18 protein-coding genes are annotated in these 14,529 nt (G+C 38.0%); 1 reads left to right on the top strand and 17 read right to left on the bottom strand.

Annotated elements, in window-relative coordinates; translation table 11 throughout:
- The 6 genes from AC1DOS_RS11515 to AC1DOS_RS11490 form a co-directional block, all read right to left on the bottom strand.
- A partial coding sequence (locus AC1DOS_RS11515; protein ID WP_477537615.1) for a biotin--[acetyl-CoA-carboxylase] ligase occupies positions 1 to 742 on the bottom strand: 742 nt, incomplete at its 3' end.
- Positions 720 to 1,916, bottom strand: coding sequence for a CCA tRNA nucleotidyltransferase (locus AC1DOS_RS11510; protein WP_477537614.1), 1,197 nt, complete (start codon positions 1,914 to 1,916; stop codon positions 720 to 722). The genes AC1DOS_RS11515 and AC1DOS_RS11510, both read right to left, overlap by 23 nt.
- Positions 1,903 to 3,045, bottom strand: coding sequence for an N-acetyl-alpha-D-glucosaminyl L-malate synthase BshA (gene bshA, locus AC1DOS_RS11505; RefSeq protein WP_477537613.1), 1,143 nt, complete (start codon positions 3,043 to 3,045; stop codon positions 1,903 to 1,905). The genes AC1DOS_RS11510 and bshA overlap by 14 nt, the downstream gene beginning before the upstream one ends.
- 19 nt (positions 3,046 to 3,064) lie before the next feature.
- Positions 3,065 to 3,469 carry a methylglyoxal synthase gene (mgsA, locus tag AC1DOS_RS11500; RefSeq protein WP_477537612.1) on the bottom strand — a complete coding sequence of 135 codons (405 nt, stop codon included), beginning with the start codon at positions 3,467 to 3,469 and terminating at the stop codon, positions 3,065 to 3,067.
- 19 nt (positions 3,470 to 3,488) lie between these two features.
- Positions 3,489 to 4,286, bottom strand: coding sequence for a 4-hydroxy-tetrahydrodipicolinate reductase (gene dapB, locus AC1DOS_RS11495; RefSeq protein ID WP_199224124.1), 798 nt, complete (start codon positions 4,284 to 4,286; stop codon positions 3,489 to 3,491).
- Positions 4,280 to 4,618 carry a nucleotide pyrophosphohydrolase gene (locus AC1DOS_RS11490; protein ID WP_477537611.1) on the bottom strand — a complete coding sequence of 113 codons (339 nt, stop codon included), beginning with the start codon at positions 4,616 to 4,618 and terminating at the stop codon, positions 4,280 to 4,282. The genes dapB and AC1DOS_RS11490 overlap by 7 nt, the downstream gene beginning before the upstream one ends.
- 106 nt (positions 4,619 to 4,724) lie before the next feature.
- Here AC1DOS_RS11490 and AC1DOS_RS11485 point away from each other — a divergent pair, with 106 nt between their 5' ends.
- Positions 4,725 to 5,594, top strand: coding sequence for a YitT family protein (locus tag AC1DOS_RS11485; protein ID WP_477537616.1), 870 nt, complete (start codon positions 4,725 to 4,727; stop codon positions 5,592 to 5,594).
- A 94-nt stretch (positions 5,595 to 5,688) separates the two neighbouring features.
- Here the strand turns inward: AC1DOS_RS11485 and AC1DOS_RS11480 are convergent, their stop codons facing one another.
- The 11 genes from AC1DOS_RS11480 to AC1DOS_RS11430 form a co-directional block, all read right to left on the bottom strand.
- Positions 5,689 to 6,375 carry a zinc metallopeptidase gene (locus AC1DOS_RS11480; RefSeq protein ID WP_477537610.1) on the bottom strand — a complete coding sequence of 229 codons (687 nt, stop codon included), beginning with the start codon at positions 6,373 to 6,375 and terminating at the stop codon, positions 5,689 to 5,691.
- A gap of 52 nt (positions 6,376 to 6,427) precedes the next feature.
- Complete coding sequence (lhaT, locus tag AC1DOS_RS11475; protein WP_477537609.1) at positions 6,428 to 7,027, bottom strand: lipoprotein heptaprenylglyceryl N-acetyltransferase LhaT; 600 nt, start codon at positions 7,025 to 7,027, stop codon at positions 6,428 to 6,430.
- 104 nt (positions 7,028 to 7,131) lie between these two features.
- Positions 7,132 to 7,893, bottom strand: a complete 762-nt coding sequence (locus tag AC1DOS_RS11470; protein WP_477537608.1) for a c-type cytochrome — start codon at positions 7,891 to 7,893, stop codon at positions 7,132 to 7,134.
- A 39-nt stretch (positions 7,894 to 7,932) separates the two neighbouring features.
- A complete protein-coding gene (qcrB, locus tag AC1DOS_RS11465) occupies positions 7,933 to 8,607 on the bottom strand; it encodes a menaquinol-cytochrome c reductase cytochrome b subunit (protein ID WP_108587161.1) in 675 nt (224 codons plus the stop codon).
- A gap of 19 nt (positions 8,608 to 8,626) precedes the next feature.
- The gene (locus AC1DOS_RS11460) at positions 8,627 to 9,130 is read right to left on the bottom strand and encodes a QcrA and Rieske domain-containing protein (protein ID WP_108587162.1); all 504 of its coding nucleotides are present in this window, start codon (positions 9,128 to 9,130) and stop codon (positions 8,627 to 8,629) included.
- A 156-nt stretch (positions 9,131 to 9,286) separates the two neighbouring features.
- Complete coding sequence (locus AC1DOS_RS11455) at positions 9,287 to 9,739, bottom strand: DUF2487 family protein (protein ID WP_108587163.1); 453 nt, start codon at positions 9,737 to 9,739, stop codon at positions 9,287 to 9,289.
- A gap of 47 nt (positions 9,740 to 9,786) precedes the next feature.
- Positions 9,787 to 10,341, bottom strand: a complete 555-nt coding sequence (locus AC1DOS_RS11450) for a ReoY family proteolytic degradation factor (protein WP_108587164.1) — start codon at positions 10,339 to 10,341, stop codon at positions 9,787 to 9,789.
- A 13-nt stretch (positions 10,342 to 10,354) separates the two neighbouring features.
- A complete protein-coding gene (locus AC1DOS_RS11445) occupies positions 10,355 to 11,608 on the bottom strand; it encodes a tetratricopeptide repeat protein (protein WP_477537607.1) in 1,254 nt (417 codons plus the stop codon).
- Positions 11,609 to 11,684: 76 nt separating this feature from the next.
- Complete coding sequence (gene aroA, locus AC1DOS_RS11440) at positions 11,685 to 12,992, bottom strand: 3-phosphoshikimate 1-carboxyvinyltransferase (RefSeq protein WP_477537606.1); 1,308 nt, start codon at positions 12,990 to 12,992, stop codon at positions 11,685 to 11,687.
- A 32-nt stretch (positions 12,993 to 13,024) separates the two neighbouring features.
- Complete coding sequence (locus AC1DOS_RS11435; RefSeq protein ID WP_477537605.1) at positions 13,025 to 14,125, bottom strand: prephenate dehydrogenase; 1,101 nt, start codon at positions 14,123 to 14,125, stop codon at positions 13,025 to 13,027.
- Positions 14,122 to 14,529 (bottom strand): aminotransferase class I/II-fold pyridoxal phosphate-dependent enzyme (locus tag AC1DOS_RS11430; RefSeq protein ID WP_477537604.1); only part of this gene is annotated, 408 nt, incomplete at its 5' end. The genes AC1DOS_RS11430 and AC1DOS_RS11435, both read right to left, overlap by 4 nt.

Below are 14,529 nucleotides of genomic sequence, written 5' to 3'. Positions count from 1 at the left end.
CAACTAGTTCTGCACGGTCGACAGTTTTCCCTGTGATCATTTGAACTGACGTAGCGATTGATTGGATTTCTTCAGGAAAATCACTTAATTGTTGATTGACATTAACGCCAATTCCCAAAATAATTGCATGAACTCGGTCTATATCTGCTTGAAGTTCTGTTAAGATTCCCGTGCATTTTTTTCCATTGATTAGCAAATCGTTTGGCCATTTGATTTCAGCGCGAACCCCTGCAATATCCTCAATCGCTCTCGTTACAGCAACAGCTGCCACTAAAGTCAATTGAGGTGCTTTTGTAGGAGGGATTTCAGGGCGAATAATCACACTCATCCAGATACCTTTGCCTTGTGTAGAAGTCCATGGACGTGCTAAACGTCCTTTTCCTGCAGTTTGTTCTTCACAAATGACGATGGATCCATCAGGTTCTCCAGCTTGTGCAAGTTGATGAGCAATCGGCTGAGTAGTCGGACATGATTGTAGATAATGAATGTTTCTGCCGAATCGCTTTGTTGCTAAATGTTGATCTATTTTCGCAGCTTGCAATGAATCTGGGGAAGATTTTAAGACGTATCCTTTTTTCTTCACCGTTTCGATTTCAAAGCCTTCTTCTTCAAGTTCTTTAATATGCTTCCAAATAGCTGTTCTTGATAATCCGAAGTCGTCAGCCAACTGTTGACCAGAAATAGGTTGCCCGTTTGCAGCTAATAATTGTTTTGTGATGTTAAACTTCACTGTTGGATTCATTCATTATCCATTCCTTTAACTTAGTAGCATTGTTCGCTACTTTTTGATGTAACACAGCATGCTCGATTTGAGAAAGCATAGCCTTTAGCCAGGGTCCACCAGGCTTATTAAGCCATTCCATTACATCTTGCCCAGAAATAACGAGTTCACGGAAAGATTGAATTGGTAACGATTGTTTGCGCTGGACAATCAATTCTACTGGTATTTGTTGACTATCACTACAAAGTACTCGAGATAGCAGTTCGGCCTGGACAAGTATATTCTCTTCAAAATGGTAAAGGTCATCAATCGTAAATAACCGTTCACATCTTATTTGCGTCGCATTTACTAAGTGATTAATTTGTTGCTTTAATTCATTGGATAATTTAAAAATCGTCGCCAAATCTGAGCCATTTGGTATTTCTTGCAGTAGGCATAAAAAGGACCAACAAACTAAAACATTTTGAGGATTTCCCAGATACTTCCACCTAGCATCCTCGAATTGAAAATCACCTGGAAGGTGCTTCGCCAAGTTGCTTTGCCCGAGATAGCTCATACCTTTCCCAAGATGCTTACTTAACCACATTTTTTCAAGTTCAGCTGTCAACCGTTCAACTGATACATACGCAAGATCATTTGAGCACAACTTTATGGCATCTAATGTCAAGCTATCTATAGAGAAACCTAACTGTGCAGTAAAGCGAACGGCACGAAGCATTCTTAACGCGTCTTCCTTAAAACGATCAGTTGGTTCTCCGACTGTTCTAATGATTCCATTGTGCAAATCACGCTGACCGTCGAATAAATCAATCAGGTGGAAATTAGCTGTCATAGCAAGAGCGTTCATCGTAAAATCTCTGCGTTTTAAATCTTCTTCCAATGACAGTACGAACTTAACATCACTTGGTCTTCTGTGATCGGTGTATTCGCCTTCTGTTCTGAAAGTAGTTACTTCAATCGGGACATGATTTTCTATGACGAGAACCGTGCCATGGGCAAGTCCTAAATCAACAGTTCTCTTAAATATGAATTTCACTTCTGATGGTAATGCACTAGTTGCTATGTCTATGTCATTGGCTATTTTGTGACGAACAAAATCACGGACTGCTCCACCGACAAATACGGCTTCATAGCCATGTTGGATGAGTGTTTCTATGATTTTCTTCCCAGCATGCCATTGTTCAGTTGTGAACATGTCGATGTATTACCTTGTCATATAGCTTTTCATACTGAGACACAACAAACGAAGAATGGAATTTTCGAGAGACCGTTTCAAGTGCTGCACTTCTCATACGGCTATGTATGTCTTCATTGGTCAATATTTTCAATGCATAACATGCTACGGATTCAACATCATGTAAAGGCGCAATATACCCATTCATACCGTGTTCAATGACTTCAGGTATGCCACCGATATCCGTACCAATGCATGGTACGCCACACGCCATTGCTTCTAACAACACTAAACCAAATGATTCTTTCTCTGATAATAATAGTTTCAAATCACTAATTGAATATAGTTCAGACACGTTATTCTGCTTTCCTAAAAATAGAACATCTTTATCTAATCCTAACGAAGCAACTTGTTTTACGATATTATTCATTTCCGGTCCATCACCCACTAGGAGCAATTTGGCAGGCATTTTATTTCGAATATATGCAAAACTCGATACGACATCTTCAACATGTTTAACTTTACGGAAGTTAGAGACGTGAATGACCACTTTTTCATCTTCTTCAATATGAAAATAATCCTTTAAATTTGTTGACTTATTTGGAAAGTACTCTCTTTCATCAACAAAATTATGAATGGTTTCAATGGATTGAGCAGGTTGAATCAAGCGCATTGTCTCTTCTTTTAGTGAATCCGAAACTGCGGTCACCATATCTGATTTTTCGATGCCATAACGAATAGCTCCTGACAACGATGAGTCGTAGCCTAAAACACTTATATCCGTCCCGTGAAGCGTTGTTACTATGCCAACATTCTGACCTGCCATATCACGCGCCAAAACAGCGCAGACAGCATGTGGTATGGCGTAATGAACGTGAAGAATATCTAAATTCTCTTTTTTAATAACTTCTGCCATTTTGCTGGCTAATGCTATATCGTAAGGTGCATATTGAAACACCGAGTAACTGTTTACGTCTACTTGATGAAAGAATATATTTGGGACCATGCGATTTAAACGGAATGGCACACTTGACGTTATAAAGTGGATTTCATGTCCTCGCTCAGCTAGTAACTTGCCTAATTCGGTTGCAATAACTCCTGAGCCTCCAACAGTTGGATAGCAAGTGATACCGATTTTTAATTTCTTCACGAAGTTACATCCTCCTTTCTTAAGAACGTCTCTCTTGCAGTAATCTCCAGTCAATAAATCCTTCTTGTAGTCCCTTTAATAATACTTCTGCCGTTCCCATATTAGTGGCTAATGGAATTTGGTAGACATCACATAAACGAATTAGAGCTGTCACATCAGGTTCGTGTGGTTGAGCCGTCAATGGATCACGGAAGAAAATAATCATGTCCATTTCGTTATTGGCAATCATAGCACCAATTTGCTGATCTCCACCAAGGGGACCCGACTGAAAACGATATACTGCTAAACCCGTTTCATCAATTATTCGTTGTCCTGTTGTGCCAGTAGCACATAATTCATGTTCAGCCAATATAGCTTGATAAGCCGTCACAAATTGAATCAAGTCATCTTTTTTTCGGTCATGTGCAATTAATGCTATTTTCATGGAATTCTCATCCTATCGTTTATAGAATATTTTCTAGGCCGTATACAAGCTCAGTTAAATCCATTACCTGGTTAATTGAAAATGTTACACCCGACATGAAGGATTGTCGATTAAATGAATCATGTCGTAATGTGAACAGTTGACCTTCTCCTCCAAACAATACTTGTTGATGAGCAATTAACCCAGGCAAACGCACACTATGTATGGGTATTCCATCGAAAGATGCTCCTCTAGCACCTGCAATTGTTTCTTCTTCATTTGGATGACCTTGTTTGTGAGATGGTCTCACTTCCGCAATCATTTGAGCTGTTTTATACGCAGTGCCTGAAGGTGCATCTAGTTTTTGATCATGATGCATTTCGATAATTTCAACATCAGGGAAATAAGCTGCTGCCATTGTAGCAAATTTCATCATCAATACCGCACCAATTGCAAAATTTGGTGCCACGATACAGCCGAGCTGATTATTCTTCGCAAGTGTTGTGCAATGTCGAAGTTGTTCATCAGTAAAGCCAGTTGTTCCAATAACAGGCCTAACATTATTCTGTAAGCATAACTTCGTATGCCCAAACACTTGATGAGGTGTTGTTAAATCAAGGAAAACATCTGGTCTGATGATCGTAATCAGACTTTCTAATTCTAAAAATACAGGAACATCATAACTAGCTGGAAATTCAGGTGACTCACTTAATAACTCCCCTATTTCCTTATGGTCTAGTACTGCGACTAATTCCATATTCTCATTATTCATTATAGTATGTACAGCTTCTTGCCCCATCTTTCCTCTTGGGCCACCAATTGCTACTCGAATCATGATTGTTCCTCCTTTAAAGTCCAACGATGTTTATCTCTTGTGCTAAACTTGTCCATCACACGATCATGCGCTTTTTGCATATCAATTTTCTCTGCATTTGCAAAACATATGAGAACAAACAAAAGATCACCTAATTCTTCTTCCATGCTTTTTTGGGCTTCAGTCGATTTCTTCTTTTTCGTGCCATGAACATGTTGAACTTCTCTTGCTAACTCACCTAGTTCTTCAGTCATTCTAGCAAGCATTTCAAAAGGTGGAAAATAGCCTTCTTTAAATTGTCCGATGTATTCATCCACTTCTTTTTGTAACGTTTGAATTGTTTTTTCAGATGTCATACGTTTCATCTCCTCCTCTTATCCTAATAATAAGGAATGTAGTTGTCAAAACACTTGAAATGAATGATAATAACTAAGGGTAATTTTCAGAAAATGGGGTGTTATTATACTGAAAGGCATTAAATTTAAAAATATATTCTTTATCATACTAGGGTCAGCAATTTTTAGTTTTGGTTTTGTTCATTTTAACATTCAAAATCAACTAGGCGAAGGCGGATTTAGCGGAATCACGTTAATTTTGTTTTTCGTATTTAAACTTGATCCTGCATTAATGAATTTACTATTAAATATACCAATGTTTTTTCTTGGTTGGCGACTTCTTGGTCAGAAAGTATTTGTTTATACCATTATCGGAACTGTATCTGTGTCCATATTTCTAAAGATTTTCTTACTTTATGAAATAAATATTCACATTCAAGACGATTTATTTTTAGCCTCTTTATTTGCAGGAGTTTTTGTTGGAGTTGGTCTTGGAATCATTTTCAGATATGGAGGCACGACTGGTGGGGTAGATATTATTGCCCGACTCGCTCACAAATATGTTGGATGGAGCATGGGCAAGACGATGTTTATCTTTGATGCAGTGGTAATCATGTTGTCATGGCTAACATTTTTAGACTCACGTTCAATGATGTATACATTAGTGGCTGTCTTTATTGGGTCTCGTGTCATTGACTTTGTACAAGAAGGTGCATACGCAGGTCGTGGAGCTTTTATTATTTCTGAATTCCAAAATGAAATTGCCGATCGCATTTCTAATGATATGGAGCGGGGAGTTACGGTTTTAAGAGGTTTTGGTCACTTTACTAAAGTTGATCGGGAAGTGCTCTACTGTGTGGTAGGTCGCAATGAAATTGTTAGGTTAAAAAACATCATAATGTCTATAGATCCACATGCATTTGTGTCAGTAACAGATGTCCATGATGTGATGGGTGAAGGATTTACACTCGATGAGGAAAAACGTCCGCTTGACTAACATACCAAGCGTTGTACTTTAGCTAGATTTCGAGAGTAACAACTATAGAAACAAAAAAACTCACGAGCATGAAATTCATGCTCGTGAGTTTTTTCTATTCATCTCGTGTCATACCAGTAAACATTAACACTAAACGTAGTAATTCAAGTACAGCAACTGCAGTAGCAGCTACATAAGTCATTGCAGCAGCATTCAATACTTTTTTAGCATGTTTTTCTTCTTCGTTACGAATGACACCATGAGAGACAATCTCAGTCATCGCACGACTTGAAGCATTAAACTCTACGGGTAAAGTAACAAGTTGGAATACTACCCCTACAGCTAATAACACGATCCCGATAAGCAACATGTTCGGTAACATTGCAAAAATTCCAATCATCACGAAAATCCATGATGCATTTGAAGAGATATTAGCAACAGGTACTAATTTATGACGCCATTGTAAAAACGTGTACGCTTCTTTATGTTGAATCGCATGCCCTACTTCGTGAGCAGCAATTGCAGTCCCTGCTACAGATGCTTCATGGTAATTATGAGAAGACAAAGCAACAATTCTTGTCATTGGGTTGTAATGATCACTCAAGAACCCTCGACTTTCGACAACTTTTACATCTTTTAAATCGTTTTGATCTAAAATTAAACGTGCTACTTGAGCACCAGTCATTCCAGAAGTTGAGCGTACTTTTGAGTATTTTTTATACGTTCTTTTTACTTTAATTTGCGCGTAAATTGGTAACAATAATAGTACGGCAAAGTAGACCAAATATCCCAAATCGACCATCCTCCTATTTCTAGCTACTTATTATTTTATATCCCTTATAGTATTTGAGCAACTATTTCGATTCCAAATTTGGTGACGATTTGATGACATTGATTGCTATCAATATGCATGCAATCGACAGCCAAAACGTAAAATAACCAATTGTTAGGGTATGTTCACTTAGACTTCGATAAATTGGCATTTGCCCGAAAACGTAATCAATCACATCATTATGTAATGTCCAAATAGCTGCAATCAATACATGAAACCATTTAAATTTATACATAGGGATGTAAAGCAGAGCTTGAACGGCCATGGCAAAATGACTTACAACAAGCGTCCAGCCTACAAAACCTATTGGACCAGATTCAAACTGTGTCCAAATATTCATAACTACTGCCCATAACCCATACTTTACTAAAGTAATTAATGCAAGAGCTTCAATTAGTTTAAAATGACGATTAATAAGCCATCCGAATAAAGCGATTGAGAAAAACAAACTTGCTGTAGGACTGTCTGGTACAAAAATAAGAAATATGGGATCTGTTATTTCAAGTTGCCACATATACCAATAGTAACCATATATTGTTCCTAAAATATTTACTGCAAGCAATATCCACATAAATGTTTTATGAAATAACAAAAATTTAATTTGAGTGAGCAATGGATTCATTACTACACGACTCCTTTATTTTCAAATACAGATTATGTATACTGTTCAAGTTTATGATAAAGGTAAAAAAAAAGAGTCAGTTTCCTGACTCTTTCTAAGATTTATCATTTAGATAATTCATCAATAAATGTAGCTAACTTTTCTAAATCTTCATCAGTTCCATCCCACTGACCAGCAGGCATAGTTCCAACACCATTTTTCGCAATGTCAGCAATTTCTTCAGCCGTTTTATCAGTAGTTGCTAGAGAAGGTCCAAGTCCACCTTCAAATGCATTACCGTGACAACCTATACAAGATGCTTCAGAGTAAATTTTATACCCTTCTGCTTCTGTGTCGAATTGTGCTTCTTCACGAATTTCACCTTGAGCTTTTGCAGCTTCCCAGTCATGGTTTGCCACTGATTCCCAAGTTAAGAAAATCATAGCTGCAAGTGCAAGTAACATAAATCCTGTTGGTAACGGACGTTTAAATGGACGACGCTCTGGACCTTTGTCCATAAATGGAGCAAGCATAAGTGCACCAAATGCTAATCCTGGAATAACGATGGCTCCGATTACATTAAATGGACCAGAAGCAAATTCATATTTTAATAATTGATACAAGAACAAGAAATACCAGTCCGGTAATGGAATATATCCTGTATCTGTTGGATCCGCTTGACGTTCAAGTGGTGATGGATGTGCAACAGTTAAGATTAAATAACCCACTAAGAAAACTGACCCAACCAACCATTCTTTTAATAAAAAGTTAGGCCAGAAAGCTTCTGTTTTACCCGGATATTCGGAATAATCTTTTGGAATTTTCGATGCCCGATTAACAGATACTCGAGAATCCCCGACAAATTTCATCCCTTTTCCGCGATGCATATTGTCCCCTCCTTTTTGAAATCATAAAGACGCTGTAACTTACAACGGTCCTGAAATACCTTGTTTACGAATCATGATAAAGTGTGCTGCAAGCAACCCAAGCAAAGCAGCTGGTAAGAAGAATACATGAATCGCAAAGAATCGCGTTAACGTTTGTGCACCGAGAATATGTTCATCACCGGCTAACAAGGTTTTAATTGCGCCTCCAATAAACGGTACGGATGCAGCAATTTCAATACCTACTTTCGTTGCAAACAACGCTTTCATGTCCCAAGGAAGTAGATAACCTGTGAATCCTAAACCTAACATAACACCTAAAATAAGTACGCCTACTACCCAGTTTAGTTCACGAGGTTTTTTATAAGATCCTGTAAAGAATACACGTAATGTATGAAGGAATATCATAACGATTACTAGTGAAGCTCCCCAGTGATGCATACCGCGCACAATTTCACCGAATGCTACTTCATTTTGCAAGTAGTAAACAGATTTCCATGCATTTTCAATATCAGGCGTATAGTACATTGTTAAAAACATACCCGAAAGAATTTGAATCACTGTAATGAAGAAAGTTAATCCTCCGAAACAATAAACGAATGCTGAGAAATGGTGTGCAGGGTTTACGTGTTCTGGAACTTCATGATCTGCAATATCACGCCAAATAGGAGTAATATCCAGACGTTCATCCACCCAATCATAAATTTTATCTAGCACTGAAGTCGTACCCCCTTACTTAAACTAATGTATTTGGTCGTGTTTTACCAATTTCTAACAGACCATCTTTTTCACGTACTTCAAACTCATCCAATGGTCCAAGAGGTGGTGTTTTTGGTATGTTCTTACCACTCTTTTCATATCGACCACCGTGACATGGACAGAAAAATTGATCGGGGTGGTCAGGGCTACCTGCCCAGTTAACCGTACAACCTAAATGTTTACATACAGGAGATAAAGCAATAATTTTGTCGCCGTTTTTGTAAACCCATGCAGTACTTGTTACTTCTGATGTATACCATGCATCTACTTGTTCAAATGCAAAGTCTACACGTTCTGGAACTTCAGTGATATCTGACACTTTTTTTCCTGTTGGTATAAAATCTCCGCCTCCAGCTTTTTGCAATACAGGATCGATTGCAAAACGAACCATTGGCATTAACATACCTGCAGCCATAAACCCACCAACACCTGTTAATGTGTAGTTAAGGAATTGACGTCTTGATACACGATTGTTACTCATCCTTTTCCCCCCTCTAACTTTAAAGGTCAGTCCAACGGACATACTTATACAAAAAAATAGTAAAACTAGGACAGTTCTATGATAGCTCAATAAAAATCGAAGGTCAATATTCCATTAGTTGCTAACATGCACTTTGTGAACATTTCTTGAAGCTTATTAGGTAGTTGACGCCCAACGTTTCGCAAATACGGGAATAATTTGTCTCAATTGATCATCCAAGACAGATTGTCGCAATTTTCTATCCATATTTTCTAATGGAATAGATGGCGTATAAATAACATTTAACGCACTTTCTTCATTTACCCAACCCATATCACTAGATACGAAAAACAGATGCTTAAAACCAGCTTCTTTCAGCATCTCATCCCATTCTTGTCCAAGCTGTTGACGATTTGTTTTAGTCGTGTACGAAACGGGTGGCATTAAGATGACTCTACCTTTAAATTGATTTTCAATAAATGCCGTAAGTGCCATTAAAAATTCTGCACTCGATGCATTTTGTTTAAGTTTACTGGCTTGTCCATCTATTAATAATAACGGAATGACGGCAGTATCAACAAACTCTTTCTGTTCTACAAAAACACTTATATCTTTTGAATTCCAGTACATAATCTCATTTCCCCTCAACAAAAAACTTCATCGTAAATACGATGAAGTTAAGAATTGGATGATTCTTTCATCCCTTGTAGCAATTTAGATAACTCAATAAATTTTTCTTTATCATTAGCATCTAAAGCTTCATCAATTTGTCTTAATATATTGTCTTCTCTAAAAGAGTGCATGCTGTTTTTAAGCACTTCTTCAGCTAAGAGTCGATCTTTATCGTTTATATGCAAATATTTAGGCATAAACGGATTTTCTTCTAATACTGCCAAATACTCTGAACTTGGTGGCACTAGCGGAAAATTCAATTGTATATACATATCTTCATTTGGATGTAAACGCAAGTCATGAAATGATTTTTCAGCATCTGCAGTCATTAAGTTTCCTTTGTAGAAACGAAACGGTACTCCAGTTGATTCTGTAACAGACATAACCATCGCACGCGGACAATAGTGTGCTTCTTCTACAAAATGCACTTTTTGAAGCAAGTCATCATGGCTTAATAAATAATTGAGGATCCATACGCATTCACGACGTTTCATTTGATATCTTTTCAAAAACCAGCGGACAAATTCTTTCTTTTCCATCACAGAAACAGATGCGGTCATACTACTCCTCCTTTCACAACAAGGATTCAATCAAGTCTTGCCATCTTTCATCATTTGGTTGCAAACTTACTAATTGCTTACCTATTTCTAGGGCTTCCTCTCGTTTTCCTTCTTGTAACAGAAAATAAAGGTATTTTTCCATAAAAAACGGATCTTCCTTATGGTCAGTATATGCCAAAGAGTAAAATTCGTATGCACGTTCAAAATTTTCTTCTTGCATAAAAGCATCAGCTGCAAATGGGTATAAGGCAGACCAATCATCTTGATTTAATGAAATTAATTCAACTAATTCGATGACTTCTTCGTATCTTTCATGTGCATGTAAAAATGACACTAATGTTAACGTAGCTTCCATGTATTCAGGATCTAAAACAATTGCTTGTCGCAAATGCGCTTCAGCATCATTCGTGTTCCCAACTTTTAAAGCCATTTTTCCAGCAAATAAATATAATTCTTTATCGTACTCGTCACGACTTAATCCTTCTACTATCGCTGAGTATGCTTGCTCATGGTCTTCAAGCATGCTGTAAGCCTGTGATAGTAATAAGTGTGCAGAGAAATAATCGGGGTCCAGTGTTTTTACTTCATTCAATTTACGAACGGCTAGTTCATACTCACCCGCTTGAAAAGCAGCGTAAGCAAGGCCGAAAAGTAAATCCGGCGTCACATGATGTGATAAAGATTCATCATAATAAGGAATTGCCTCCTCATATGCGGCACCTGAGCTATATACTTCAGCTAAACGTTCTGATAAACGGATTCCGGCTATTTCATCCGTTTGCTCTTTTAAGTTTTCATATAAACGAACTGCTTCTAAATATTTTCCTGTTTCAAGCAATAATTCAGCTTTTGCAAAAATCAATACTGGTTCACTTGGCATTAAAGCTAACGCTTGATTAATTTTTTGTTCAGCAGTTTCATAAAAACCTTGCATTTGATAATAATCAGCTAAACTCAAAAGTGCTTGAGGATATTCATCTGCATGTTCTTCAATGCTTGTTAGCAGTAGTAAAGCTTCATCTTCTTCGTCAATTTCCATTAACACTTGTGCACGATCAATTTTTAGTTGAGCCTCTTCTGGAAATAAAAACTGGAGGTGTTCGAGGACTTGTTCAGCTTCTTTCAAATACCCTGCCTGAACCAGCATATTTGCGATCTCATATTGGGCATCTGGTTCACTTGAAAGTAGCAGTGTTTCTATTAACGATTGGACAGTATGAATGTCGCCCTTTTCGATAGCTTCAATAAATTCTTGACTAATTCCCATATTTATCACCCGTTCTCTTTCTATTCATACCATATGCTACATCACGGCTTTGCCATTAACAAGAAAAAACTCCCCGTTAGCGGAGAGTTCCAAAAGAAGACACAATTCGTAAATGTTCAAAGAAGTTAGGGTAGGAAACGGAAATACACGAAGCATGTTCGATTTCAATTGAATGTGTCGAAACGACAGAAGCAATYGCCCCCATCATGCCGATGCGGTGATCTCCATACGATTGTAATTTTCCCCCTGATAATGTGACTGGACCTTTAATAATCATGCCGTCATCAGTCGCTTCAATATCAGCGCCTAGTTTCTTCAATTCATTTACGACAGCTATGATTCGATCTGTTTCTTTTACTTTTAATTCTTCTGCATTTTTTATCACTGTTGTCCCATGGGCTTGAGTAGCAAGTAAAGCGATAACCGGGATTTCATCAATTAATCGAGGAATTAAGTCTCCACCAATTTCAATACCCTTTAAATGAGATGAGGAAATTGTCACCGAGCCAATTGGTTCTTCGTCTCCAGTGTTATCTACTTCTATTTCTATTTGCGCACCCATTTGCTTAAGGACATCCAGTATGCCGGTCCGCGTTGGATTTAAGCCAACATGTTCTAAATGAATCGAACTGTCTTTAGCGATGGCCCCTGCTACTAAAAAGAATGCAGCTGAAGAAATGTCACCTGGTACTTCTACATGAGTTCCTTTTAGCTTTTGTCCACCTTGAACTTGTATTACTCCGTTTTCCGCACTAAGCTCTACACCAAATTGACGCAACATGCGCTCCGTATGATCTCGTGACACTTCGGATTCCCGCACAATGGTTACACCCTTAGCTTGAACACCAGCTAGCAAAATAGCTGATTTCACTTGTGCACTTGCGACTGGCATCGTATAGTCGATTGCTGTTAATCCCGTCCCTTGTACGGCAAGAGGTGTGAACTGTCCACCGCTTCTTCCAGAAATTTGAGCTCCCATTAATCTCAATGGTTCAATTACGCGTTTCATAGGTCTCTTAGCAATCGATTCATCTCCAACTAAAACACTATGTACATGAGAGCCAGCTAAAATCCCAAGCATTAATCGGGTAGTGGTACCAGAGTTACCTGTATCTAATATTTCACTCGGTTCTTTCCAATGTTCAATGCCGTTACTGTCAATGGTGACAGTCGTGCCGTTAACTTGAATTTCGACCCCAAGTTTTTGAAAACATGAGATAGTACTTAAACAATCGTCACCCAGTAAAAAGCCATTCACTGATGTAAGACCTGTTGCCATCGCTCCAAACATAATCGAGCGATGCGAGATTGATTTGTCTCCAGGCACTCGAAGTGACCCGTTGAGTGGTGATTGATGAGCTTGTAATGTAATGGAATCGTTCATTTCACTCATCCCCTTCTTTACTTTTCACACTCTTATGAAATATACGTTTCATAGTTGGTTTCTTGTCCGATACTAGTTGCTGCTCGTTGTCGATCATCCAATGATTGAAAACTAATCACCAAAATCCCGAAAACGTCTTCACGTGTTTCAACGATACGTAAATTTGTAATGCTGATTAAATGTTTCGCTAATAACCCTGTGACTTCTGAAATAACACCTGGATAGTCAGGAACATCGACATACAAGTCGTAGACAGAATACATGGCACCTTGAGAAGTTATCGGTAATTCGTCTCTTACGTATTTAGCTCGTGAAAAGTAATGTTCAATATTTGCCGGTTCCGCTTGCATGAGTAAGGTTTTCACGGTATCCATTTCACTTTGCCATTTTTCTAGTTGTTTGACGAGTTCCAAGCGATTTTGGACTGTAATATCTCTCCACATCACAGGATTAGACGAAGCAATTCTAGTGGTGTCTCGAAATCCCCCTGCTGCAAGTTGTCTAGTAAACGGATATTCTTCATTTTCACTAGACATTTGATGAACAAGAGAAGCTGCAATTAAGTGTGGAAAATGACTAACGACTGCTGTCATATGATCATGTTCATGTGCAAGAACTCTTAATAATTTCCCTTTTGTTGGTTGTAAAATAAGTTCAAGTGAGTGAATATGTTGTTCATCTTCATGTTCTAACGGTGTAATCATGTAGTATGCATTTTCAAACAAATGTGCTTTCGCTGCTTCCACACCACTTTTATGAGAACCCGCCATCGGATGTCCACCAATAAAAGTAATTCCACGAGCTTTTAAGGATTTCGCTTTTTCCATGATGATTTTCTTCGTGCTACCTGTATCGCTTAGAATTACATTTTTTTTGAGGAGCCAATTTTGTGCTTCGTTCATTAATTGAACAGTTGCGTTTACTGGCGTAGCAAAAATGATGAAGTCAGCCATTTTAGCTGATTCTTGTAAATTAAATGCCATATCATGTATGACACCTAATTTTTTCGCTTTTCGTACGGTATGTGTGTCCGTGTCAAAACCAATTATTTTTATTTCGGGATTTTTTTGAATGGCTAATGCAAGGGAACCACCAATTAAACCTAAACCGACAATTAAAACATGCGTGGTCATGCAAATACCTCTGCATCTTTTAATACATCTGTTAGCTTCTGTAAGAACTCCTCGTTTTGCTGAGTTGTCCCTATCGTAACTCGAATGTATCCTGGAGTACCTAGGGCATTCCCGCTCCTAATAATAAAGCCTTTTTTCATAAGTCCTTCAAATACTAAATCGGCATCCGCTTTTACTTCTAACAGCACGAAGTTTCCTTGTGTCGGATACATATGCAAATTATGTGTCTTTGCATAGTCTTCAAATTGCTTTTTCCCTGATTGATTTTGAATTCGACAAGCTTCAATAAATGATGAATCATTCAGTGCAACGAGAGCTGCTCCTTGACTAGTTACTGTGTTGTTAAAAGGTTCACGAACTGGATCTAATCGAGCAATCAATTCTTTTTGTGCCACTGCATATCC

The organism is Paenisporosarcina sp. P5_A11 (genome assembly GCF_056400705.1).
The sequence above is the reverse complement of the archived record's forward strand: the minus strand, read 5'-3'. Positions and strand labels throughout refer to the sequence as shown.